General features: G+C 40.4%; 22 protein-coding genes, 1 tRNA gene and 1 pseudogene. 18 read left to right on the plus strand and 6 right to left on the minus strand.

From position 1 onward, the window contains the following. The first annotated feature begins 55 nt into the window (after positions 1-55). From AC504W_RS24540 to AC504W_RS24550, 3 genes are all read left to right on the plus strand, one after another. Complete coding sequence (locus AC504W_RS24540) at positions 56-913, plus strand: GIY-YIG nuclease family protein (protein ID WP_494874855.1); 858 nt, start codon at positions 56-58, stop codon at positions 911-913. Between the two features lie 220 nt (positions 914-1,133). Then, positions 1,134-1,595 carry a Panacea domain-containing protein gene (locus tag AC504W_RS24545; RefSeq protein WP_494874856.1) on the plus strand — a complete coding sequence of 154 codons (462 nt, stop codon included), beginning with the start codon at positions 1,134-1,136 and terminating at the stop codon, positions 1,593-1,595. Continuing rightward, a complete protein-coding gene (locus AC504W_RS24550; RefSeq protein WP_494874857.1) occupies positions 1,595-2,035 on the plus strand; it encodes an MAG6450 family protein in 441 nt (146 codons plus the stop codon). The genes AC504W_RS24545 and AC504W_RS24550 overlap by 1 nt, the downstream gene beginning before the upstream one ends. A gap of 126 nt (positions 2,036-2,161) precedes the next feature. On the opposite strand, the gene AC504W_RS24555 is transcribed toward AC504W_RS24550, so the two are convergent. Beyond that, complete coding sequence (locus tag AC504W_RS24555) at positions 2,162-4,576, minus strand: NACHT domain-containing protein (protein WP_494874858.1); 2,415 nt, start codon at positions 4,574-4,576, stop codon at positions 2,162-2,164. A gap of 107 nt (positions 4,577-4,683) precedes the next feature. On the opposite strand from AC504W_RS24555, the gene AC504W_RS24560 reads away from it, so the two are divergent. The 3 genes from AC504W_RS24560 (at position 4,684) to AC504W_RS24570 (ending at position 6,705) form a co-directional block, all read left to right on the plus strand. Next, on the plus strand, positions 4,684-4,983 hold the full coding sequence (locus AC504W_RS24560) for a TRADD-N-associated membrane domain-containing protein (RefSeq protein WP_494879452.1): 300 nt from the start codon (positions 4,684-4,686) through the stop codon (positions 4,981-4,983). A gap of 857 nt (positions 4,984-5,840) precedes the next feature. After that, on the plus strand, positions 5,841-6,326 hold the full coding sequence (locus tag AC504W_RS24565) for a hypothetical protein (RefSeq protein WP_494874860.1): 486 nt from the start codon (positions 5,841-5,843) through the stop codon (positions 6,324-6,326). Next, positions 6,280-6,705 (plus strand): hypothetical protein, encoded by a 426-nt coding sequence (locus AC504W_RS24570; RefSeq protein ID WP_494874861.1) that lies wholly within the window; start codon positions 6,280-6,282, stop codon positions 6,703-6,705. Before AC504W_RS24565 ends, AC504W_RS24570 begins: the two co-directional genes overlap by 47 nt. 418 nt (positions 6,706-7,123) lie before the next feature. On the opposite strand, the pseudogene AC504W_RS24575 reads toward AC504W_RS24570, so the two are convergent. From AC504W_RS24575 to AC504W_RS24585, 3 genes and pseudogenes are all read right to left on the minus strand, one after another. Then, positions 7,124-8,257 (minus strand): annotated as a pseudogene (locus AC504W_RS24575) (ISAs1 family transposase). A 382-nt stretch (positions 8,258-8,639) separates the two neighbouring features. Then, the gene (locus AC504W_RS24580; protein WP_494874862.1) at positions 8,640-9,629 is read right to left on the minus strand and encodes a TniQ family protein; all 990 of its coding nucleotides are present in this window, start codon (positions 9,627-9,629) and stop codon (positions 8,640-8,642) included. Positions 9,630-9,694: 65 nt separating this feature from the next. Beyond that, the gene (locus AC504W_RS24585; protein WP_494874863.1) at positions 9,695-9,940 is read right to left on the minus strand and encodes a helix-turn-helix domain-containing protein; all 246 of its coding nucleotides are present in this window, start codon (positions 9,938-9,940) and stop codon (positions 9,695-9,697) included. A 173-nt stretch (positions 9,941-10,113) separates the two neighbouring features. On the opposite strand from AC504W_RS24585, the gene AC504W_RS24590 reads away from it, so the two are divergent. The 4 genes from AC504W_RS24590 (at position 10,114) to AC504W_RS24605 (ending at position 15,343) form a co-directional block, all read left to right on the plus strand. Beyond that, a complete protein-coding gene (locus AC504W_RS24590; protein WP_494879454.1) occupies positions 10,114-11,598 on the plus strand; it encodes a heteromeric transposase endonuclease subunit TnsA in 1,485 nt (494 codons plus the stop codon). A 67-nt stretch (positions 11,599-11,665) separates the two neighbouring features. Next, positions 11,666-12,811, plus strand: a complete 1,146-nt coding sequence (locus AC504W_RS24595) for an integrase catalytic domain-containing protein (RefSeq protein WP_494879672.1) — start codon at positions 11,666-11,668, stop codon at positions 12,809-12,811. 2 nt (positions 12,812-12,813) lie between these two features. Beyond that, positions 12,814-13,965: an AAA family ATPase gene (locus AC504W_RS24600; protein ID WP_494874865.1), complete on the plus strand. Its 1,152-nt coding sequence runs from the start codon at positions 12,814-12,816 to the stop codon at positions 13,963-13,965. Then, entirely contained in the window at positions 13,955-15,343 is a 1,389-nt protein-coding gene (locus AC504W_RS24605; RefSeq protein ID WP_494879456.1) for a TniQ family protein, read from the plus strand. Before AC504W_RS24600 ends, AC504W_RS24605 begins: the two co-directional genes overlap by 11 nt. Before the next feature lie 139 nt (positions 15,344-15,482). Here AC504W_RS24605 and AC504W_RS24610 read toward each other — a convergent pair. Continuing rightward, a tRNA-Val gene (locus AC504W_RS24610) sits at positions 15,483-15,555 on the minus strand. 93 nt (positions 15,556-15,648) lie between these two features. Between AC504W_RS24610 and AC504W_RS24615 the strand changes: the two genes are divergently transcribed. The 5 genes from AC504W_RS24615 to AC504W_RS24635 all read left to right on the plus strand — a co-directional run bounded on the left by AC504W_RS24615 (position 15,649) and on the right by AC504W_RS24635 (position 18,161). Next, complete coding sequence (locus AC504W_RS24615; RefSeq protein ID WP_494874867.1) at positions 15,649-16,266, plus strand: metal-binding protein; 618 nt, start codon at positions 15,649-15,651, stop codon at positions 16,264-16,266. A 178-nt stretch (positions 16,267-16,444) separates the two neighbouring features. Next, positions 16,445-16,612: a hypothetical protein gene (locus tag AC504W_RS24620; RefSeq protein WP_187308058.1), complete on the plus strand. Its 168-nt coding sequence runs from the start codon at positions 16,445-16,447 to the stop codon at positions 16,610-16,612. Positions 16,613-16,662: 50 nt separating this feature from the next. Further along, positions 16,663-17,058 carry a protein tyrosine phosphatase family protein gene (locus tag AC504W_RS24625; protein ID WP_494874868.1) on the plus strand — a complete coding sequence of 132 codons (396 nt, stop codon included), beginning with the start codon at positions 16,663-16,665 and terminating at the stop codon, positions 17,056-17,058. Positions 17,059-17,170: 112 nt separating this feature from the next. After that, positions 17,171-17,530, plus strand: a complete 360-nt coding sequence (locus tag AC504W_RS24630; RefSeq protein WP_494874869.1) for a hypothetical protein — start codon at positions 17,171-17,173, stop codon at positions 17,528-17,530. 136 nt (positions 17,531-17,666) lie between these two features. Further along, positions 17,667-18,161 carry a hypothetical protein gene (locus AC504W_RS24635; protein WP_096580805.1) on the plus strand — a complete coding sequence of 165 codons (495 nt, stop codon included), beginning with the start codon at positions 17,667-17,669 and terminating at the stop codon, positions 18,159-18,161. A gap of 90 nt (positions 18,162-18,251) precedes the next feature. Here the strand turns inward: AC504W_RS24635 and AC504W_RS24640 are convergent, their stop codons facing one another. After that, complete coding sequence (locus AC504W_RS24640) at positions 18,252-19,196, minus strand: 1-aminocyclopropane-1-carboxylate deaminase/D-cysteine desulfhydrase (protein ID WP_494874870.1); 945 nt, start codon at positions 19,194-19,196, stop codon at positions 18,252-18,254. 237 nt (positions 19,197-19,433) lie between these two features. On the opposite strand from AC504W_RS24640, the gene AC504W_RS24645 reads away from it, so the two are divergent. The 3 genes from AC504W_RS24645 (at position 19,434) to AC504W_RS24655 (ending at position 23,747) form a co-directional block, all read left to right on the plus strand. Then, on the plus strand, positions 19,434-21,164 hold the full coding sequence (locus AC504W_RS24645) for a diflavin flavoprotein (RefSeq protein ID WP_494874871.1): 1,731 nt from the start codon (positions 19,434-19,436) through the stop codon (positions 21,162-21,164). 197 nt (positions 21,165-21,361) lie between these two features. Next, complete coding sequence (locus AC504W_RS24650) at positions 21,362-21,853, plus strand: phosphate-starvation-inducible PsiE family protein (protein ID WP_096580811.1); 492 nt, start codon at positions 21,362-21,364, stop codon at positions 21,851-21,853. 163 nt (positions 21,854-22,016) lie between these two features. Then, positions 22,017-23,747, plus strand: a complete 1,731-nt coding sequence (locus AC504W_RS24655) for a diflavin flavoprotein (RefSeq protein WP_494874872.1) — start codon at positions 22,017-22,019, stop codon at positions 23,745-23,747. The last annotated feature ends 220 nt before the right edge of the window (positions 23,748-23,967 follow it).

The following is a 23,967-nucleotide window of genomic DNA, read 5'->3' on the forward strand; positions in this document are numbered from 1 at the left end:
TAAAGACTACTGGGTTGTCCTCAAGCGATTAGATGCTGGCTGGACTTCAGAGCAAGTGTTTGATGATGCACCTCATAACCCCCGACATCCTTTCGAGGTAAATGGCATTGTTTATAACGGTGTAGAAGATGCTGTTCGGCAATTAAATTCTCCTGTCAGTTCTGCAACTGTAAGGAGACGGTTGGCGGAAGGCATGAAGCCAGAGGAAGCCTTGTTTGCCCCTCCCAAGTTTGGTTATGACAATGGCGTTGTTTATTTAGCCACTAATCTCATCAATGGTAAACAGTATGTTGGCTTAACTACAACATCTTTAGAAGAACGCTGGGAAAGACATTTAGATCAAGTTTCTACAAAGGAAGCTTCGCTAATTCATAAAGCGATCGCTCTCTTTGGGGAAGAAAACTTCACGCTTGAAATCATTGATTCTGCTTCTAGCATTGAAGAGCTTAGAGTTAAAGAACGTCAATGGATTAAACAACTCAAGACTTTAGCTCCTAACGGCTACAACGTCAGCAATGGTGGAGAAATGGGGGGCGCGCCTGGTAAACCAACAAAGCTACCTGGAGATTCTACTGTTTATTTGTCTGTTAAAGCTGCGGCAGAAGCTTTAGCCAAGCGAGAGGGGATTAGTGTAGCTGCTGCTGAGAAGCGAATTTACACAGGTAGAATTGAGGTTAAAAAGCCGCATGGAATGTCAAAAACGCGGCTGTATAGATATTGGGATCGGTTAATTTATCAACTAAGCAATCCCAAGCCAAAACACTACGATGGCTCAATAGTCTGTGAGCGATGGAAGAATTTCACAGATTTTTACCAGGACATGGGAGCGACTTACAAAGATGACGATCGCCTCAAGTTGATTAATCCTGAGCTTCCTTATTCAGCTGAAAATTGTGCGTGGGAGAAGCGTTGAAAGGCGATGGCAATCACTTCCTTTAAAACCTGAAAAATTTTCCAACAAGTGGAAGTCATAACAAGGTTAGGTGCTACACAGTTGGCTTCATTTGCTTAAAAAGTGAAGCCAACTGTGTAGCACGCAATTCTTAAATTTTCTTCTAAGTCGCGCACTTCGCCTTTGATTATGCGAAAATAGAATTGTCAGAACACTTGTACTACTTGAGCAGTAAACTGGTATGCGAAGCGCCCTTGATGTTGCCAAATATTTTCTTTGTCGTGTTGACAGAGAAGCTGGCGACACAATATCCCCATTGAAGCTTCAAAAGCTTGTGTATTATGCTCAAGCTTGGAGCTTAGTGTTGCGAAACGAGCCTCTGTTTCCTGAAAAAATTCAAGCATGGCCTCACGGGCCTGTGGTATACGAAGTATGGAATCATTACAGAGATTATAAACATACTGCTATCCCTGAACCAGAAGCGTGCGAACTAGATTTTTCGGAAGACGAGATTGAAATATTAGAAGAAGTTTGGGATGCTTACGGTGAGTTAAGTGCTAGGCAGCTTGAAAAGTTAACTCACGATGAACAGCCGTGGAAAGAAGCCCGTGAAGGCTTAGACCCCGGTGAAAAATCACAACAAATTATTTCTCATGAGACAATGAAATCTTATTACGAGAAATACTTAGTTGTTGTAGCTTAATGGGGAAAAAGCATCTCCCAAAACAAAAGACTGAAAACAAATCTAGAAAAATCCCTGAAGCGGCTACAGCTAAAGCCACTCAGGGAGAGCCGAGCGATCACTTAAATCCAAGCTTTAGATTTACGCACGCAGATACAAATCGATACTGCTTGTCAGAATGGAAGGCAGATGAAATTAAGGATTTAATGCGTGCGTTAAAAAAAATTGAAAAACATACTTGGCATCAGATAAAAAGCCAGGGTTCTAAAACTAGAGGCGAGTCAGTTGGTTGTGGATTTAAGATTATTAAGCAGCATCCACTACTTCCAGATAGTGTTAGCGACGACGTTACTATCACAGAAATGCGCGTTTGTGAGAAGAAGCGGATTTTTGGTTTTAGGGTAGATTCAATTTACTATATTGTTTGGTTTGATAGAGAACATAGTATTTGCCCAGAGTAAGAAGCGATCGCACTTCCCCAAAGCCAACAAAAAGAAAGCGCCTCGTTTTTTTGAAGCGCATTCTTCACTCACTATGGAATTTTTATTATCGCATTCGAGCGATCGCCCTCATACCTGAAAAATTTTTCAAGATGAGCTAGTTTTAGCTACTGGCAACAGCAATGTATCTTCAATCTCCTGTCGCACATTTCGGCTTACGTAACACTCGCTGTTAAGACAATCAACTAGTAGCTTATTAGCGTCATAGTACTGCTGTAACAGTTCTTCTTGTTCGACGTTAAATTGCCAATCATGACCGATATTACGATGCTCAATCATTACTGCTCTGAGTTTTTTAATCCAAGCTTGACCATTTGTCTGCCACCACTGTTTCAGTTCTACTAAGTTTTTTGGTTTTAAATCTAGTAGTTCTTGTATCTGACGCTGCAAGTCGCGGGCGTGGTCGCGGTCGAGTTTGAGGGCGAGGACGCGGGCGCGGTTGAGGGCGCGGTTGAGGTCGAGGGCGCGGACGCGGTCGCGGCCGAGTTCGCGGTCGAGTTCGAGGGCGCGGTCGAGGGCGCGGACGCGGTCGAGTTCGCGGTCGAGTTCGCGGTCGAGGTCGAGTTCGAGGTCGAGGTCGAGTTCGCGGTCGCGGTCGAGTTCGCGGTCGAGTTCGAGGGCGCGGACGCGGGAGCGGTTGAGGGCGCGGTTGAGGACGAGGTCGAGTTCGAGGTCGCGGTCGAGTCCGAGGGCGCGGTTGAGGGCGCGGTTGAGGACGGAGGCACGGTCGAGGGCGCAGTCGAAATAGAAAACTCGAATAGCTGCTCTTTTATAGGACGCTTCCACAGAACTGGATTTTAAATCAACCCAAGTGAGAAACTGCTTTAATTCATCATCATTTACTACGAGTTCATCAATGCGATCTTTCATTAACTTTAAAAGGTCATCAGCATTAGCCAACATCCCCACACTCAACAAGAAAACTTCTCGCCAACGTTTGTTGGTGATATGACTCTCTAATTTTTTAAACACCTGTTGAGAATTAGAATTTAAGGTTATTTGTTTAGCAGTGAAAAACTCATGAAAGGTTAAATGAGAAAATGAATAAATTCTTCTTGCCCGTTCTACCAGTAATCCATGCTGTGCTTCAATCGATTTCAGTACTGCTTTACTTTCTAACAGTAGTGCTTCTGAGTCGGTTTGTGCGTCAGGTAAGTTTTCAATGTAATCAGTAATGTATTTTTCTGCTTTCCCTTCCTTGAAAAAGTAATCTCCTTTCTCAAAGGTTTCCAAGGCAATCATGCTTAGTAGGTCTTGTTTGCGTCTAAGAGAGAGTTTTTGATATACCTGATCGCGTTCAATGCTGCGCGTACCATCCCATTTTTTCAGTAATACTTCTACTCCTTCTTGGTAAAGCTCAGAACGACTGGATGGGAAATCTGTTGCTCCCTCAAACAACAAACACAGCAGCGTCAAGAGCAAGGGATTGGTTGCTAGTTGTTTAATCCTTGGATTTTGTTCAAGCTTTTCAATAAATTTTTGGGCTTTTATGGGGTTCTTTTTAGCCTGAAACCATTTGGCAGCAAACTCGGCAATCTGTTTTTCATCAAAGTCAGCAACCTCGACCTCAGTAAAGTTTTTAAATTTATGTTCATTGGCAGCAATCCGGCAGGTGATCAAAAAACAGTTGCCATAATAATGAGTAGAGACTTTTTCAACTTCTCTGATAACTCTATCGTTGTCTGCTTGTCTAACTTCGTCTAACCCATCAAGTAAAATAATTGCTCGACCTTGACGCAATAGCGTTTCAGTTATCTTCTCGTCGGAAATATCGTTGAGAGCAAATTGGTCATTGATATATTGCAATAAACTCGGTTGCTGAGATTCTTCCGCAAAGGCTTTGAGTGTGATGAAAATAGGGACGCGATCGCCTAAAAAGCAGCCTAAGTTACACTGCATAGCTATTCGCTTTAAAAAGGTGGTCTTACCCGCTCCCGGCTTTCCTAAAATCATCAGTTTGGAGTATTGGTTAACAGCTGTCAATCCAGATACTCGCTCTTGTACTACCCGACCGAAACCAATGCGATCAAAGTCTTCCAGATTAATGTTTTCTAAAAGTTGAGATATTTCATGCTGTTGGAATGCTGTAATTTTTTCCAAAATATTGACATCAGTGTAAATGTCATTTAACCCAATGGGCTGAGTCATTTCCAGCACTTGCATTTTGCCGCAAAGCTCTTGGATGTATGGTTTTATCTTTTCCCGTACCTGTTGTACCAGTTCATCAATGCTTGGGATTTGGACTACTGGTTCCTCTGCCTGAACGCTGCCAGTTACCTCCTCCAAGTCAAGTTCTAGTTCTCGGCAAATAGCGCTGAAATTGTCGTTTCTTACTGCTTTACCAGCAAAAAAATTATCAACAGGTTGGCGGCTTATGTCCAATTTTTTTGCTAACATCTGCCGGCTCCAACCTTTATAATCTAGAGCGGTTTTTGCTTTTTCAATACCTGCTGGGCAAGCTATGAGCGAATTTTGTGGCATAACTTCATTCGGATCAGCCACCCCAAATTTTATGATAAAAGCCAAACTCATGCAAAAGTCATGCGGTGTAAAGCAGAACTTTGGCTGAACTCAAATTGCCTAACTGCGAGACTTAAAGCAGTTGAGCGATGGATAAATTAATGACTAAGTTAACGGTATCTCAAGAAGGTGAACCCAATTTCAACCAGGAAGTTTTGATGGAACGTCTGCGCCAAGCTCGTTACAGTTTCAACCTGACTCTATTTGCCACTGCCATGTCTTTGTTTGTAAGCTTAGTGGGTGCTGGGTTGTTACTGTCAGGCAAAGCTACAGAGGGAACTGTCACCACTGCTGGAGGAATAGTTGCTAGTGTGCAATGCACTAAACTTGCCAAGGAAGCCAACGATAGACTTGACAAAATTCTAGTCGAGCTTAACGACGCTCCTTAGAGAAGTGTTGCATTACCCAAGAGCGATCGCTTAGACATAACTCTAGAATTGGAGCGATCGCCTCAGCCCTCTTCCCTTTTCACTTGCTTTCATCGAAAATGCTGATAGTAGTTGAAAGCACAGCTATGACAGACAAGCCAGATCCACAGGTATTAGAGACAGCCATAACAGCAGCCAGTAATCAGTAATGCTCATACAGGATTGCACCAAGCCATTCATGAACTGAGGTATGGCTCAACAACCCAAGCGAAGCAAATAATCATGGAGTTCGTGTAAGTTTCGCGGCTTTGCTTGATTGCATAACTAGTTATGCAATTGTAAAACACAAGCGATTGCTGTAGAGAGGTAATTTAGCAAAACATGATCAATAATTGATTAATGTGATCATCAAGCTAATTATGATCATGTTTTTCAACTTAGTAACGTCGTTATTGCTCTACAATAGTGCCACTATGATACGGTTATTCAACTAGTGTAGTGCCACTATGATCGAGTTATTGGTTTACTGTAGTGCCACTATGATAAGGTTATTCAACTAGTGTAGTGCCACTATAATGCGTTTATCGAACCACTGTAATGCCATTATGATACTTTGAAGTTTGTGAAAAGTTTTTCAAAAATGCCTTAATAGGCTGATATATTGAGCCTGTAATGGAGTTTTGATAATTATAGTGACAGGTATCATCATTGCTTATGCCTCTGCTTTATTGCGGAAGACAGCCAGCAACTGGTGTTTTAGAATAAATGAGACAACTAAACATACAATAAGACAACTTAAAAAACTAATTAATTTATCAAGCTCAAGTAGTTTTTACCATTGATGTTGTCCAAGAGCAGAGTAGTAGGAGAGTGTAGCGGTGTCCACTGCAATCGTGATTTTTACTCATGAGTTTGAGCAGATTCGGAAAAGAAAGATAAGTTCATCAACAAAATTTGAGAAATTAACTGCTAAAGCTCGTAGGTTGACCCACCAGGTTAACCAAGAATGGAACAACCTTTCTACTGAAGACCGCGAAGAACTAAAAGACTTTGCATACTATTGGCTGGAACCAGCTACACAAGGCGTATCTAGCTTGAAGCTTACAGTTCGAGCAATAATTTACTATTTATTTTTGCGCGTAACTAATCAGACAGAAGCTTTCCGTTCTTGCATGAGAGCTTTAAACACTCTGTCTGAGACAATTTTAGATACAGCAACACGTCACGACCCTAGCTATCAAGCGGTTTTATCTGATACTCTAGAACAATTGTATTCATACCCAGAGCAGGGTAAAGTTTTGAAGGCGGAGGAAACCCGTGACTGGTTGCGAAGCTTATCAGATAGTGCCATTGGAGAGGTTTGAGATTAGCCTCAAGAAGCTGATTAAAAGTCATTACCGCAAAAACGAAAGAGCTAGAGATTCTTTTTTGGAGTTAGTAGAGGATTACATCAAAAAACTCCGTGAGAATCCTAGCTCTAATTCATTTTCAGAGGATGAAGGTTTTCCCAAAGGAACGTATAGAGCAGACTTTAAATTCAGAAAAATCAAATTTAGAACACCAGAGTTAGACGGATCTGCTGGGCAATGTCGCTTCATGTATGCAGTTAATGAAGTAAAGCGCATTGTTTATCTGGTCTGGATATACACCCATGAAGAATTTCGCAAAAGACCATCTGATGACGAATTGAGAGCAGAACTTGTGGCTATTCAGCAAGAAGAAGCCGAACAAAGTCAAAATTAAACCCACCTTCCTGAAAAGTTTTTCACAATCTTACAACCCCGCTCCCTTCACTGCCTACCTTGATACATCGTTCATGATTTTAGCCGCATCATCCACAGGGTTCGGAGTTGATACACTCAAGCTTCTGGGTGTGTTGGCAAGTTGGAGGATTCGATCGCTCAAAGTATCCAACCTCCAGGGAAAACGCACCTTATTTCCTAACAAAAACTAATACGGATTTCAAAATCATCTATATAAGTGCAAAATCTGACAAAAACATAAACAGAACAAATCGATTATTCTACTAACACATAAATTAGCTTATCTCTAAGGAAATAACTCTTGTGTAAAGATAAACTAGCTAACTATTTAGCCATGAATAAGTAAGCTTAGTTCTGAAAATAAACAATAATTTTAACTAAATTGTTGACAAGTTATTTTACGCTAAATCTAAAACTCTTTCTAAATAATTATTATCCATTGCTGCCAGAAACTGTTTATTTTTGATTCCGCGTTTTACACGCTTCTCTTTACCTAAAAGATTTACTGCTATCTGCCGCATTACTGCAAAATTTTGTGGAGCATTATCTTTCCTAATCCTACAATCATCTTCTTTTAAAGCTACATCTAATACCCAATGCAATGAGTTTTCTATCCCCCAGTGGCTGCGAACAGCATTAGCAAGTTGTTTGACATTATCTTCAAGACTACTAATAAAATAACGAGTCTCTACTGTTGTTTTACCATTCACTTGCCGGACGGATTCTACCATTCCAATACTATTAAGGTTTGACCAAACTGAATCAGGGTCAAGTTGAGATTAAATTCCTGATAACATCACATAATTACGAATTTCATGACGACCATGCCCAGTTTCTTCTGTTTTATATGTGCTATGTTGAAACCCTTCAAAACCTTTACTTATGCCTGATAAAAATAGGTTTTCTACTGACTCATACAGATTACCTTGGTTCTTTTTTAGAGTAATTACATAATCTGCGTTTTGTTGCGTAATTAACCTCACTATTTCTTTCTGACAACCGATAGCATCAATCGTTACGATACAACCGTTAAGCTCTAAAACTTTGATTAATTCTGGTATTGCTGTAATCTCATTTGATTTAGAGTCTACTTTTACCTGTCCCAGCACCAATTTATTTGTGGTTGCCCATGCGCTCACCATTTGAATTGCACTTTGCTCAATACTCTTGTCATGAGAGCCGCATAACGTTTTTCCGTCAATTGCTACAACTTCACTTGCAGTTATTTTCTGAACTGTTTTTATCCAGTTTAAGAAACATTCCTGAAATTGCTGCGGATTCAATTGTGCAAATACTCTTGCAAATGTATCATGCGATGGGATGCCATTTGGTAGCTCTAAAAATGTTTTTAACCACTCATACTTTGTGCAGCCATACAACTCTATCGCCACCCAACTATCTGCTCCACATATCACTGCACAGATGGCAATCGTTAAAATGTCAATTAACTTGTGCAGTTTTGTACGATCTATTCGTGGGTCTGACATTTGTGCGAAGTGGTCAGCAATGGTGATTTTGGGCTTGAGTTTCACACGAATTAGGCCAATCTTACTACTTTTACAATGACTCTACCATCAAAGCTTGAATGCTTACTTATCTGTCACCCGCGATCAATACTTTCTTCTGACTTTAGTATCTTTGTACTATATTTAGATGCGTTCGCCCTGATCCAACCTCTGCTCAATGCCTTGGTTTGCTGTTTTTAGCGAATCAGCGATTTAGCTGACGGTTGGCACAACCTTGGTAGCGTGTCTCCTATTATGGCGGCGGGTTTCCAAAGGTGTGATCACTGCATCAGACAACGCTTTAAATTAAGTTGTAGCCACTTTCTTCAAGCTTGCCAGTGCGCTCTAAACTTTGATTTTAAAGTTCTAACCCAGCTTTTTGATAGTCTTGGCATCAAATACTAAATTGCTACAACTTTAATTCCAGACTAAAATTCCCAAACAATATCTTGCTCAATTCCTGAAAATCTAACCCAAACAACTGGGATACACTAATCTTCGCCTTTTCGCACACAGGAATAATCAACTTCACCAAATGATAAGGTTGACTTTGGTTTGTTGTTGAGGCTATCCTCAAAGATTCCATGACTCTCCCTAAATCTCCCAATAACTTCACATCCTTTCCAATTGCTTGTTCAAATACAAACAAAATTAATTGTAATTTTCGGGTTAACTCGATTGGAATGGGTTTATATCCTAATTGGGGAGTCAGTGCAATTAACTCGCTAATTCCTTGAATATTAACTCGATATTTCTCCATATCCTCTTCGCCTTTAGCTTCCTGTCCTAACCACCCGTAACAACGAGAACAAAATCCCGCAGGTGAAAACTTAGCGATTACAGGTAAACGCGAACCACAATGAGGACATTCTTCTACCAATCGCTGTTTGTGAATCAAACAAAATTCTACATCCTTAAATGACCATAATAATGGTTCATAGATAGTTTTGTTCTCCTGCATCCACTCTTCCCAACAATAAGGACACCAAGCGCGGTAGTTCCGAAATAACCCCTTGTCATAAATCATTCCTTTCCAACTTAAAAGGGTCAAAAACCGCAAATCCTGACGCATTGTTAACTCTTCTAAGACAGTGACTAACTTTCCTGTCATTTCTCGCATTCCATTGATAGCCGGTTTCGCGTCGCTATTTCCTAATAAGTGACTCAGATTTTTTGCCAATAGCTCAGATTTATCCTCATCCTTAAGGATAAGTGGCGCAATCTCTCCCATAACGAGCTTTTGAGTGGTTAAACAATGTGCCTGTGCCAAACGATGAAGATAGCTACTAAGACTTTCTGTGTAGGGAGTTCCCACCGCCGCAGGTTCAAGAGAAAATAACCGACTCCGTTGCGGGATTTCTGGAGGTTTTAGGCTCCAATGTTCTAAGTCAATAGTCATCCTTCTTGGATTAACCTAAATTCTGGTACTTTAGTTTTAAAAGTCAAATTTCAGGAATTAGTTTCCTAGTCACTTTTAACCTCAATACCGTAATTAACGAAGAGATCGGAGACAGATATCTCCAAAGCTATCGCTAACTTAACAATATTTTTTAACGAAGGGTTACGCTCCCCGTTTTCGATACCTGAGATGTAGTTGCGATGAAGCCCTGACTTTTCAGCCAGTTCTTCTTGGGATAAATCTAGCTCTCGCCTTCGCCGCCTAATTGCTTTGCCAAAGCGGTACTCAATACTGAAGTGTTTCTGTGTCACGAAACAATACTGAACCAGTATCGCTGTTAAATCTACCTACTATCAGTAGATTTTTGCACACTATAAGTGTTATAAAGTTAAGTAGTATAGTATCAAGTAAACAAGTTCCTAACTTTATGGTCTGATTTTGATAGATTCAGAAAATTAAGCGCAAAGCGCTTAGTAAGGACTATATGAAAGAGCAATTTGAACAATGGGTTGCTCGCCTTCAAATATCCGAGGCAGGGCAAAAAATTATTGAGAAAGTCCGCGCATCTGAACCATCCCGTCGGGTTGGTGGAGGTAGCAAGAATGTTTCGGGACGCTACCCTAGTTGCAAGATGGGAGTCACGATTCAATTTGAATCTCATCGGGTTGAACTGCCAATTATCTATCAGTTAGAACACGATGATGATGTTCTAGAATTTTACGATCAACCACCACAAATTAAACTTGACTATCAAGCAAGTAACGGACGTAGATTAGGCGTTTTACACACCCCAGATTTCTTTGTCATCCGAACCAATTCGGCTGGTTGGGAAGAGTGTAAAACTGAGCAGGATTTAAAAAAATTATCAGAGAAAAACCCCAATCGTTACTTTTACTCTCAAGAAGATAATCAATGGCATTGCCCGCCTGGGGAAGTCTATGCTGACCAATTTGGGCTTTATTACCGCATTCGTTCAGATAAGGAAATCAATTGGATTCTGCAACGTAATTTGCAATTTTTAGAAGATTATTACCGAGCCGAATCCCTAGCAGTGGAAGAAGCGATCGCTCAATCATTACTTGCAATTGTGTCATCTCAACCAGGAATCACTTTAGCAGAACTAATCCATCAGCCAACAGGAGCTAAATCTGACGATATTTACACCTTAATTGTTCAAGAGCAAATCCATTTTGATTTAAATGCTGCACCACTTGCTGAACCAGAAAGATGTCTCGTCTTCCGTGACGAACAAACTGCTAGTGGTTATAGATTAATGCTTGAGCAACCAAGTATAAATGTTCTGGCTATCTCTCATGTAATCAATCTTACCACTGGAACGCCTGTTAGTTGGGACGGCAAAGGTTTAAATATCATCCATGTTGGAGAAACAGAGGTGATACTTGGCGCAGAAAATAATCAGTTAATTGAACTCAAAAAAGTTGTATTTGAGAATCTGGTTCGTCAAGGAAAAATTACAAGTCTCCAAACACCAGAAAATACAGCTATTAGCACAGAATATTGGCAGCAATTTTATCAAGCTAGTCCTGAAGACCAAGCAAAAGCCGTTGAACGCTACAAAGCTATCGAACCTTACTTAAACGGTTATCCCCCAGAAAACGAAACAATACCAGCCCGTACCATTCGTGACTGGAAAGCTAAATATCTAACGGCACTTCAAAAATACAGTTGTGGCTACATTGGACTTTTGTCCCATCGCAGTGTCAAAGGTAATCGTCAGCGCAAGTTGCCCGAAGACACCTTAGCAATTATGGAGAAATTTATTTTAGAAGACTATGAAACTCTGAAACAAAAAAGAATGTTGGAGGTTTACGGGGCTTTAGTTCGAGCTTGCGAACAATCTAGTGTAATTGCTCCGAGCTATAAAGCATTTACCAAAGAAGTAAAACGCCGCACTGGTTACGAACAGACTAAAAAACGCCAAGGATCATCGTGCCGCCTATCATCGTGAATCCTTCTATTGGGAGCTTACCCAAACTACCCCAAGACACGGCGATCGCCCCTTTGAAATTGGACACATAGATCATACTCAGCTAGATGTAGAACTAGTTTGCTCTCGTACAGGTCGCAATCTTGGCAGACCTTGGGCAACATTTCTCGTAGATGCTTACTCACGGCGATTGCTGGCAGTTTACCTAACGTTTGATTCACCTTCATATCGTTCTTGCTTAATGGTGCTAAGAATTTGTGTCAAGCGTCACGGTAGACTTCCCCAATTTGTAGTCGTAGATAACGGTACTGAATTTCATAGCGTTTACTTTGAAACACTACTAGCTACTTTTGAATGTACAAAAAAGCAAAGACCCCCAGCTAAGGCTCGTTTTGGGTCGGTCTGCGAACGTCTATTTGGAACTTCAAACACTCAATTTGTCCATAACTTACTCGGTAATACGCAAATAACGCGTAATGTGCGCCAAGTCACCAAGTCAGTTAACCCTAAAAATCAAGCTGTATGGACACTTGGTTTGCTTTATGAATATCTTTGTGCTTGGGCCTACGAAGTTTACGATACAGACGAACATCCAGCACTTTTCCAAAGTCCCAGGGATGCCTTTGCTGCGGGTATGGCAATTGGTGGCAGTCGGGTTCACCGCATGATTCCTTACGATGAAAACTTTCAGATTCTTACCTTACCTACAACTTCAGAGGGAAAAGCTAAAGTTCAGGTTGCACGCGGCGTAAAAATTAACTACATCTACTATTGGTCTAATAGTTTTCGCGACCCGCAAATTGAAAATACCTCTGTTCCAATCAGATATGACCCGTTTAATATTGGTATCGCTTACGCCTTTGTTCGCGGACAGTGGGTACAGTGTATTTCTCAATATTATACAGAACTCCAAGGTCGTTCAGAAAAAGAACTGAAGTTAGCTAGCGCTGAGTTACGCAAACGCTCCTCAAATTATGGACGACAATCTCAAGTTTCAGCTAAGAATCTAGCAGAATTTTTAACATCAGTAGAAGCTCAAGAAGCTCTATTACAACAGCGTTCCTATGATGTAGAAGTTAAGGAAGTATTCCGAGTAATTGAGGGCGGAAAAGCGACAACAATCCGTAACGAACAACCACAACTTATTCCAGTTACTTTTGAAAATACTGATACTCAAGTAGCTGAAGATGAAGCGATCGTCCCAGAAATACTTGTAATGTATGAAGAGTTTTAATTATGACAAAATCTACTGGATTTCCCCTTGAACTCCTCACACGGCCTACTACAGAAAGGCTTGCTTATTTTAAGGATTACACCGTAGCGCATCCTCGACTTAAAGAAGTCTATGAAATTCTCATGCGAACAATTGCTGAACCCGCAGGGGCATCATTCATTTTTGTTTATGGCCCTAGCGGTATCGGTAAAACAACTTTGTGGCTCCGCGTTGAGCAGAAATTAAAGGAACTAGTATTACCTCAACTGGAAAGCGATCGCGGTCGTGTTCCTGTTGTTGGTATTGAAGCTCTAGCCCCAGAATCGAGATACTTCAACTGGAAAGAATACTATACACGCGCCTTAATTACCTTGGAAGAACCATTAATCGATCACAAGTTTGATTACGGTGTGCGTGGTATCTCTCGCGATAATTTTGGCAAAATTAATGTTGAGTCGAAAGTAGTTGCACCTGCTCTACGCAGAGCTTTAGAAAATGCTCTCATCCATCGTCATCCAGAAGTGTTTTTTGTAGATGAAGCACAACATTTTGGTAAGGTGGCAAGCGGATACAAGCTACAAGATCAATTAGACAGTCTCAAATCTTTAGCAAACATGACAGGCATCTTGCACTGTCTATTAGGAACATACGAACTACTGACATTCCGTAATTTGAGCGGTCAACTCTCACGTCGTAGTGTTGATATTCATTTCCGCCGTTATTGTGCTGATAGCCCAGAAGATGTACAGGCTTTTAAGAGTGTGTTGTTAACTTTTCAACAGCATCTGCCACTAGCAGAAACTCCAAATTTAGTCGATCAGTGGGAATATTTTTACGAACGTACTTTAGGATGTATTGGCACACTGAAAGATTGGCTGAAGCGTGTTCTGAAAGATGCCCTGGATCGAGAAGCAACAACAATCACTGTTAAAGATTTACAAAAACGTGCTTTGTCGGTTTCTCAGTGTCAGAAAATGTTCAAAGACATTCAAGAAGGCGAACGACAATTATCTGAAACAGAAAAAGATGTTCAAGACTTACGCTCTGCATTAGGACTTGGCGCAAAACCAATCGCACTACCAGAAGAAAACCCAAAAACTACTCGTCCGTCAGGAAAGGTTGGCAAACGCAAACCTAAAAGAGATCCCATCGGAGTGCAGCAAGATGTTAGCTAATGAACTAACAACATACGAATCTTGGGATTTAAAAAAGCCATTAATTCCACAACGTAGTCGTCTCTATCAACCTCAACCTATAGGTCTTGGTACACCTTACATAGAGAGTTTAACAGGTTATATCGCACGGATAGCAGAGTTGCATAGAGTTCTTCCAGGTATCTTGATGACTAGAGAAATTGCTCCACTGGTCAATAAACTGTATTTCCAAAATGGAGCTAATCGAGGTTTTCGTGAAATCTTCAATCGTAGTCAAGCTTTAAATGGCATGGGAGAGATGGCAGCAGATTTAGTTCAAGTGTTACAAAAACTGACGCTTAGAGATGACTTGCGTTTTTTAACCATGCTGTTTTGGTCAGACATTTTGACTCCACGCAATTTATTTCGCACTAAAAAAGCTTGGTGTCCAATTTGTTACCAAGAGCAATACCAAAACGGGCAAGTAGTTTATGAGCAATTGCTTTGGACAATCAAACTAATTACAATTTGCCCTCAGCATCAAAAACCCTTAATTGAGGTTTGCCCTCACTGCAATCATCAATCACTTTTATTAAGCTGGTACTCAAAACCTGGTTACTGTTCAAAGTGTGGAGAGTGGTTAGGCATAAATCAATGCCTTAAAACATTTACAGATGATGAAGTATCAATAAATTTACAGTTGGAGTGGCAGTCTTGGACTGCCAATGTTGTAGGAGAGTTAATTTTAGCTACTCAAAGCTTTGAATCTCCCCCATCCAAGGAAAATATTACAAAATCATTAAATTTAGTTATTGATAAAGTTGCAGAAAATAATGCAGCTGCATTTTCTCGTCTTATTGGAGTACCAAGAAATAGTTTGTGGATGTGGCAATCTACTAAAACTTTGCCAGAGCTAAATATACTTCTGAAGATTTGTTACGAATTAGAGATATCGTTGGTAGAATTTCTTGCTCCAAAAAATCTAGTCACTAAATCTTTTACAAAAATCTCGCAGAAGTACCTCCAACTTTCTCACACACCAAGGGTATCTCCAAAAGTTTTCGACCAACATAAAGTAAGAGATGCTTTATTAGCAATACTTGCAGCTAATGAAGAACCACCACCAACAATGGAAGAAGTTGCAAAGCGGTTAGGTCATCACAATAGAACTATTTCTAGACACTTTCCAGATTTGTGTAGTGCTATTTCTGCTAAATGTCATGATTACAACAAAGCTTGTCGTCTCAAAAGCATAGAAAAATTATGCAATGACGTTAGAGAGATTGTCCTTAGCCTTAATGCTCAGGGTATCTATCCAACAGAAGCTCGCGTTTGTGAATTAATTACAAATCCAGGATGTTTTAGATATAAACAAATCCGCGCTGCTTTTAATAATGCACGACGTGAGTTTGGTTTATAAGCTGTTATAGTTTTACCTATACGCTTTAAAAACTGGAACCATAACTTTGCCGCCTTTTATTGGAAGCATAAGCTTGCCGTTGCGGCAAAGTTATGGGTAAAGTCACAAAAAGCCGCAGTAATAGCGGCTTTTAGGTATATGGGCAGTACCAGACTCGAACTGATGACATCCTGCTTGTAAGGCAGGCGCTCTACCAACTGAGCTAACCGCCCGTTCATTTCACTAACAATCAATATAGCAAAATATTTTGAATCGCGCTAGTATTTTTGAGAAAAAATTTTTTCCTTCTTTTTGAGAACCTGTAAATGCCCTCTGGTCAAACGCACGATCGCATTACTTTATGGGCTTTGCCGTTGGTGGCGGGCGTGTCTTTTTGGCAGACTCGCAGTAGCAGCGTGACTCTGCTGGTGGCTGGCGGGTTTATGTTTGGCGGTCTGATGTTTGGCCCCGATTTAGATATTTACTCTCGGCAATATCAACGCTGGGGATACTTGCGCTGGATTTGGCTACCTTATCAAAAAAGCTTGCGTCATCGTTCTTTCTTATCACACGGGCCGATTATTGGCACGACACTGCGGGTAATTTACCTTTCGGTATTGCTGGCGATCGCCGCGTTAATCGTGTCGATAATTATCGAAAAACTGGGAAGCACCGCATTTAATTGGCAAGCTTTAGGTAAAAATGTCGAGCGATCGCTTGTTGGCTATAGTACAGAATATCTTGCCCTATTTCTTGGTTTGGAACTCGGCGCGATGAGTCATTCTCTTAGCGATTGGGGCGGTTCGGCATATAAGCGAATGCAAAAGCAGGGAATTCGCGGTTTAATTCCTCACAAAGTCAAGAAACGTAAAGTATCAAGTCGCATTAGTCAGCCTAAACCTAAACCTAAACTTAAACCTAATAATAAGAAACCAAAATTGTAATCCTGTTGCTATCCTCACAAGTTCCTCAAATTGTTCTTCTAAATTAACAGTGTAGGTAAGACAAGCTTTATTTACTTAGGCGTTTTTGTGCTGATTCATCTGTGCATTCTGACTCCTGAATTCTATTTATATCAAGAAACAACTAAAGTTTTTCAAAAATCAATTAGGAGAAGAATTTATGTCCATTGCCAAAATAATACAATCAATTACAGATGGTACGACGCAAGTTTTCACTTATATTTTAGGTGCAGCCAAGAGAATTTTTAGTCCTAGAGATGATAATTACCCAGAAACGGGCGTTCAACCATTTGAAGGTGATATTTCTGAAGATAAACGTAGACATTAAGGTGATATGGGCGACCAAGTAAGTCGCCCCAATCAAGTAAGGCGGCAAATATGATTACTGTTAGGAAAATTAACGATGAGTTAGCGATCGCCGGACAAATTACATTAGACCAATTACAGGAATTGGCTAATGAGGGTTACAAGTCGATACTCAATCTGCGATCGCCAGATGAAACAAGCTCATTAGATAACGAACAAGCAAAAGTGGAGTTGTTAGGATTACAGTATATTAATTTTCCGACAAATTTGAGAGAAATTAATCATCAAGCCGCACTCGAAATTTTTCGAGTTATCAATCAATCATCAAAACCTACGTTGATTCATTGTGATGATGCTATTCGTTCAGCCGCTATAGTATTTTTATATATTGCTAATAAACAAGGTGTGACTTTTGAAAATGCACTCCAACAAACTATCAATTTAGGCTTAATATCTTCTCATTGCTAAAAAATATTCAGTACTCATCAATATTTGTGAGCGAATTATTTTTATTTTTTTGATAAAAACACCATGATTGGTGCCTCATATCAAAAATCCACATTAAAAGAGGCGATTTAAAATGACTAAAACTTTGATTAATCTGACAATATCCATAGTTGTTCAAGAGCTTGAGAGTATTTTAGACACTTACCCTCATCATCCCTATCAGGAAGCTTTTGCCAATCCAGATATTAGGCAAACTCTAGTTGCTTATATTTTAAGCAGAATTCCCAATCAGTACATCACAGTTGATGTAGCAGAAAAACCAGAATTTAATTGTTCCGAATCTATGTGTCGTTCTTTAGAACGTTCATTGCACCTAGAATCCGTTATTCGCCAAGGAATTGAAAAAGTTTTAGGTGAAGCAGTGGAGGATATTCATCGCTACATCCCCGAAGCAGTCGATCCGAATTTAGTTGCATCTCATTGGTTTGGCTAAGAGGACAATTGAATGAGACTGTTGGCGATCGCCAATGAGTGCTACAAAAAAGATAAATAGTCAATTCCTCTCATATTGGGAACTTAGTGTGTAAAATTCGTGTCTTTCAAAGCACTGAGAAACTTATGTAATCGCAATGTCGAAAACATCTTTAAATAGAGGGATACGATTATCTTTGACGATATTGGCTTTCTGCGTCACATCAACAACTAATACCATCACTAATGCTCAAGAAGCACCACCGATATTTGGAGATGTGACTGTCAACCATCCATTTTCCCCAGATCCTCTAACTGTTCGGGGAATGAGTGGCGGTTCATTCTCTGGAAGTAAAATTGCTGGTAGGAGAGAAACACTCACTGGGCCTTGTGATGGATTTGTGGATGAGGCACCAGACCATACCTTAGCACTCACAACCAAATTTGATTATCTCAAATTACAAGTGCAGAGTCCCCAGGATGTAACTATGATTGTTAAAGGGCCTGGCGGTACATGGTGTAATGACGATTTCGAGGGCAAAAATCCTGGTATGAGTGGTGAATGGCTACCAGGAAATTATCAAATTTGGGTAGGTTCATACAAAGAAGGTCAATATTACCCTTACACCTTGAAGATTACGGAAGTGAAATAGTTCAAAAGATATCAGCACTTCACATAGGTATATTCTCAACTGTCAGCAGCATATTGACTACCTGAATTGATGTAGATTCAGGTTCTACCTTTACTGGAGACGTTGTTCAATCCTCAAGGCTGATTGATCTCTAGCTAAATTCCCTTGTAAACCACCAGTGTGAACAAGTAGTAGGCGATCGCCTTTACTAAAAAATCCTTGTTGTAATAAATCCATCACCCCATAAAACATCTTGGCGGTGTAGACGTAGTCTAAAAGTATACCGTGGGTTTGGTGAAATTGCTGGCTAAACTTGATTAATTCATCGTTGATTTTGGCATAACCGCCAAAGTGGTAATCACAGATTAATTCCCCCGCACACACAGAGTTATTTGGTGTTGGTAAACCAGAAGCAAGATAACTCTGTAATAAGCTGTCAATTTCTGATTGCAGAAATGAACCATTTTTGAGGATGGGAAAAGCGATTCCTCTTTGCTTGTGAGTTAGTGAAAGTAAAATCCCTGCAAAAGTCGTACCTGTACCACAAGCAACGCAAACAACATCAAAGTCTCCAACTTCTGGGAGTATTTCTGTACAACCGCGCACACCGTTTAAGTTACTTCCACCTTCAGGAATGATAAATACTTCACCGTAGCGTTCTCTTAGCTGTGCGTGTAATTCTGTGGTGTGGCGTTGTCTGTAAGTAGTGCGATCGCAATATACAAGCTGCATACCCTGTTGTACAGCAAAACTTAAAGTAGGATTCAGTGGTAATCTTTCCTCACCACGGATAACACCAATTGTCTGCAATCCAAATAATTTCCCTGCGGCTGCGGTTGCAAAAATATGGTTAGAATAAGCACCGCCAAAGGTCAGCAGCGTTGAAAAATTCTTCTCCTCAGCCTCTAAAAGATTGTATTTCAACTTAAACCACTTATTCCCATTTACCCACGGGTGCATTAAGTCGAGACGCAGCACCGATAGTTTTATCCCAGCATGTTGGGTTATGTCGCAATGAATCTGTTGAGTAGGCGGAGGAAGAAAGATTGAGGACATGGAGACTATTGCACTTCTAATGGCCTTCAGATACCCGACTTCTTGAAGAAGTCGGGTATCTGCTCATTCAAAAACTAATGATAAACATTGATTAATTACAATGCTAAACCAATTTTAATCATAAATAAAACTTCCTGATGAGTAACTTTAGAAATTGGCATTTTACCAAATCAAAATAACAGTTCAATATAAGAGTAAGCAGATTCACTCCAGATAAATTTCTTTTGGAGAAACCCAATGGTAGCACTCACAGAAACTACTCCAATTTTTTCTCATCCATCACGTTTAACTATCCAAACTATTGAAATTGCCACTCAAACTACCGCAATTCGTTGCCTTGATTGGGATAGAGAGCGTTTTGATATTGAGTTTGGTTTACGTAATGGTACAACATATAATTCTTTTTTAATTCAAGGTGAAAAGATTGCTTTAGTTGACACTTCACACCGTAAATTTGAGCAATTGTACTTAGAAATATTAACAGGATTAATTGAGCCGACAAAAATAGATTATTTGATTATTAGTCACACAGAACCAGACCATAGTGGACTAGTTAAAGATATTTTGCGATTAGCGCCGAATATTACTGTTGTGGGTGCAAAAGTAGCGATCCAATTTTTAGAAAATATGGTTCACCAGCCATTTAAATCTATAATTGTGAAAAATGGCGATCGCTTAGATTTAGGCAATGGTCATGAATTAGAGTTTATCTCGGCTCCTAACCTGCACTGGCCGGACACAATCTTTACTTATGACTACAAAACAGGCATTCTCTACACCTGTGATGTGTTTGGGATGCACTACTGCGATGATCATACATTCGATGAAAATTTAGCCATTATTGAAGAAGATTTTCATTATTATTATGACTGTCTGATGGGGCCAAATGCGCGTTCAGTTTTGGCAGCTTTAAAACGCATTGAAAAATTAGAGATATTAACAGTAGCAACAGGTCATGGGCCATTGCTAAAACATAATACTTCTGAATGGATAAACCGCTATCAAACTTGGAGTTTAGAACAAACAAAAACTGAGTCATTTGTAGCGTTATTTTACACAGAAGATTACGGTTATAGTGAAGGTATTGCCCGTTATATTGCACATGGCATTACTAGAACTGGAGTAGTAGTTGAATTAGTACCGCTGAATAACACTGAACCTCAAGAAATTCGGGAATTAGTCTCACAAGCTGCTGGTTTAGTCATTGGAATGCCACCCCAATCTGCTATAGTTGCTCAAACAGCATTAAGCACAATATTGGCGGCGGCTCATCATAAACAAGCTGTGGGTTTATTTGAGTCGGGAGGAGGAGAAGATGAACCAGTTTATCCTTTACGCAACAAGTTTCAAGAAATTGGATTAACTGAAGCTTTTCCACCAATTTTAATTAAAGAAACTCCCACCAGAGCCACAGAACAATTGTGTGATGAAGCGGGGACAGATATTGGATTATGGTTAAACCGCGATCGCGCCATTAAACAAATCAAGTCCATCAACACTGATTTAGAAAAGGCTCTGGGACGCATTAGCACAGGCTTATACATCATCACCGCCAAAAAAGCCGAAATTCACAGCGCCATGTTTGCGTCTTGGGTAACACAAGCCAGCGCCAATCCTTTAGGAGTAGCAATTGCTGTGGCTAAAGAACGCGCCATTGAATCCTTGATGCACGTAGGCGATCGCTTTGTCTTAAATGTCCTGGAAGAAGGGAACTACCAAGGTTATATGAAACACTTCCTCAAGCGTTTCCCTCCTGGTAGCGATCGCTTTGCTGGCGTGAAAACCTATCCTGCGGCGAATGGTTCCCCCATTCTCGCTGACGCTTTAGCTTACATGGAATGTGAAATCACCAGCCGCATGGATTGTGGTGATCATTGGGTGATTTATAGCACCGTGAAAACCGGACGAGTAGCCAACATCAATGCACTCACTGCTGTTCATCACCGCAAAGTTGGTAATCACTACTAAATAAAGGCAAAAGTAAAAAGGCAAAAGTAAAAAGCGCAAAGTTGAGCCAGTCACGTGCGGGGGTTTCCCCCGTTGAGTGAACTGGCGTGGCGGTGTCGGTTTCCGCCCCGCCTAACTTTGTAAGAAGGTAAAAGTAAAAAGAGAATATTTATTACCTTTTTACTTAGTTAATAATCCATCATTCTTTATAACAAACCATGTATAAACCTGTTGATGATAACTCAATTAATGGCTATGAACTCAATAGAGTTCGTGTTGTTCGCAGCTTAGAAATGATTCAAGATGTGATTGTCATTTCTTTATGTATTGGCTTATTTAGCTTCATGGTGATTCAGGTGAGAGATATGTTTCTCTCGCTGTTACCTCCTCTGAACTTTCAAGTTGTCACTGCCGATATTCTTTTCTTGTTAATTTTAGTTGAGTTGTTCCGGTTGCTGATTATTTACTTACAAGAACAACGTATATCTATTGGGGTGGCCGTCGAAGTTTCAATTGTTTCCGCATTGCGCGAAGTGATTGTTAAAGGTGTATTAGAAACTAATTGGACTCAAGTTTTAGCAACTTGTGCCTTCTTATTAGTCCTAGGAATTCTCTTAGTTTTACGAGTTTGGCTACCGCCTACATTTGAAGGTATTGATCCAGAACAACAAGTATCTCAACGCTACAAAAGCCATCGCATAAATCATTAGTAAATACGAAGTATGAAATGGATAAATTAGTATATCCAGCTTGATAAAAATTCATGGTTTCACCTATGAGTAACTTGGAAAATTCAAGCCTCTATCATGAAGCCCAAAAAATTTTCATACTTCATATTTCATACTTCAAACTTTTTTAGAGGTTAATATATCCATGACTACTATCACACCCAGTCGTCCTAGAGATGTTCAGGTTGCAGAAATTGGACAGGATACAATAATTTTGCGATCGCGGACTTGGGAAAGACTAAAATTTGAGGTGGAATATTCCCGCCAAAAAGGAACCACCGCCAATTCTTATTTAATTAAGGCTGATAAAACAGCTTTAATTGACCCGCCTGGTGAATCTTTTACCGACATCTACATCCAGGAACTAGGGCAACATCTCGATTTAGCCACTCTAGATTACATTATTCTCAATCATGTTAACCCCAACCGCCGCACCACACTTCAAGTATTACTATCTCATGCACCGCAAGCAACGGTAATTTGCTCTCGTCCGGCGGCTAATGCTTTGAAATCCTCCTTTCCCGAATGGGAAACACACATTCAAGCGGTACGTTCCGAAGATACTTTAGATTTAGGACAAGGTCATTTTCTATCATTTATCACTGTACCAACTCCTCGATGGGCAGATGGACTCTGTACTTATGATTCTGGTAGCAAGATTTTGTATACAGACAAATTTTTTGGCGCTCATATCTGCGAAGACACTCTATTTGACGAAGACTGGAAAAAATTAGATGCGGAACGCCGTTATTATTTTGAGTGTCTTCATGCACCCCAAGCCAAACAAGTCGAAGTAGCCTTAGATAAATTGACAAGCTTAGGCGCGAGATATTATGCTCCGGCGCATGGCCCAGTTGTGCGTTATAGCTTGAGTCGTTTTACTTACGATTACCGCCAATGGTGTCAAGGGCAAAAATCGCCAGAGTTTAGCGTAGCTTTACTGTATGCTTCAGCTTATGGGAATACGGCAATTTTAGCGAATGCGATCGCTCAAGGATTAATTCAAAATGGTATTAATGTAGAGTCAATCAACTGCGAACTAGCAGACACAGCAGAAATTACTCGCCTCATAGAAGCCTGTGATGGATTTATTATTGGTTCACCCACTTTAGGCGGTCACGCACCTACACAAGTGCAAACAGCTTTAGGAATAGTCCTGTCAACAGCTACAAAAACTAAGTTAGCCGGTGTTTTTGGTTCCTACGGTTGGAGTGGCGAAGCCATTGATTTATTAGAAAGCAAACTCACAGATGCCAATTATCGTTTAGGGTTTGAAACCATCCGCGTACGCTTTAGTCCAACTGAGGAGATTCTCCAACAGTGTACAACTGCGGGTGCTACCTTTGCCCAAACTTTGAAAAAAAATAAAAAACTTCGTGTCCCTCGTCAAGTAGTTACAGAAGCACAAGTAGACCGTACAGAACAAGCTGTCGGACGAGTTGTTGGTTCTTTGTGTGTTGTGACAACTCGTGACCAAAATAGCCACAAAGGTATTTTAACTTCTTGGGTATCACAGGCAACTTTTAATCCACCAGGAATTATGATTGCAATTTCTCAAGAGCAAAACGCTGATTTGATGCGTCATCCTGGTGATAAATTTGTGTTGAATATTCTCAAAGAAGGTAGAAATGTCCGCCGCTATTTTTCCCGTCATAGCACTTCAGGAGACAATTCATTTGCTAATCTTTCCACCCAAACTGCGGCTAATGGTTGTCTCATTCTTGATGACGCATTAGCCTATTTAGAATGTACAGTGCAGAATCAATTGGAATCTGGAGACAGATGGTTGATTTATGCGGTTGTCGATAAAGGAGAAATGTTAACAAATGATGGTATGACTGCTATTGAACATCGGAAATCAGGGAGTTTTTATTAATCTTGTGATCTCGATTTATAGCGTTTTTTAAAACACCAATTCAGTAATCATAAAATAACCTCTCCCCTAACCTCTCTGTCTTGAAAAGTTTTGCGCCGGGAAACCCGGACGCGCAACGCCAGTTGCTTTATGCCGGGGAACCCGTCCAACGTACTGGCTCAACTTTTCGCTCCGACGCGGAGAGGGGAGTTGAACTACCTCCTTCCCTCGCAGGGAAGGG

Source organism: Nostoc sp. C96 (genome assembly GCF_059384975.1).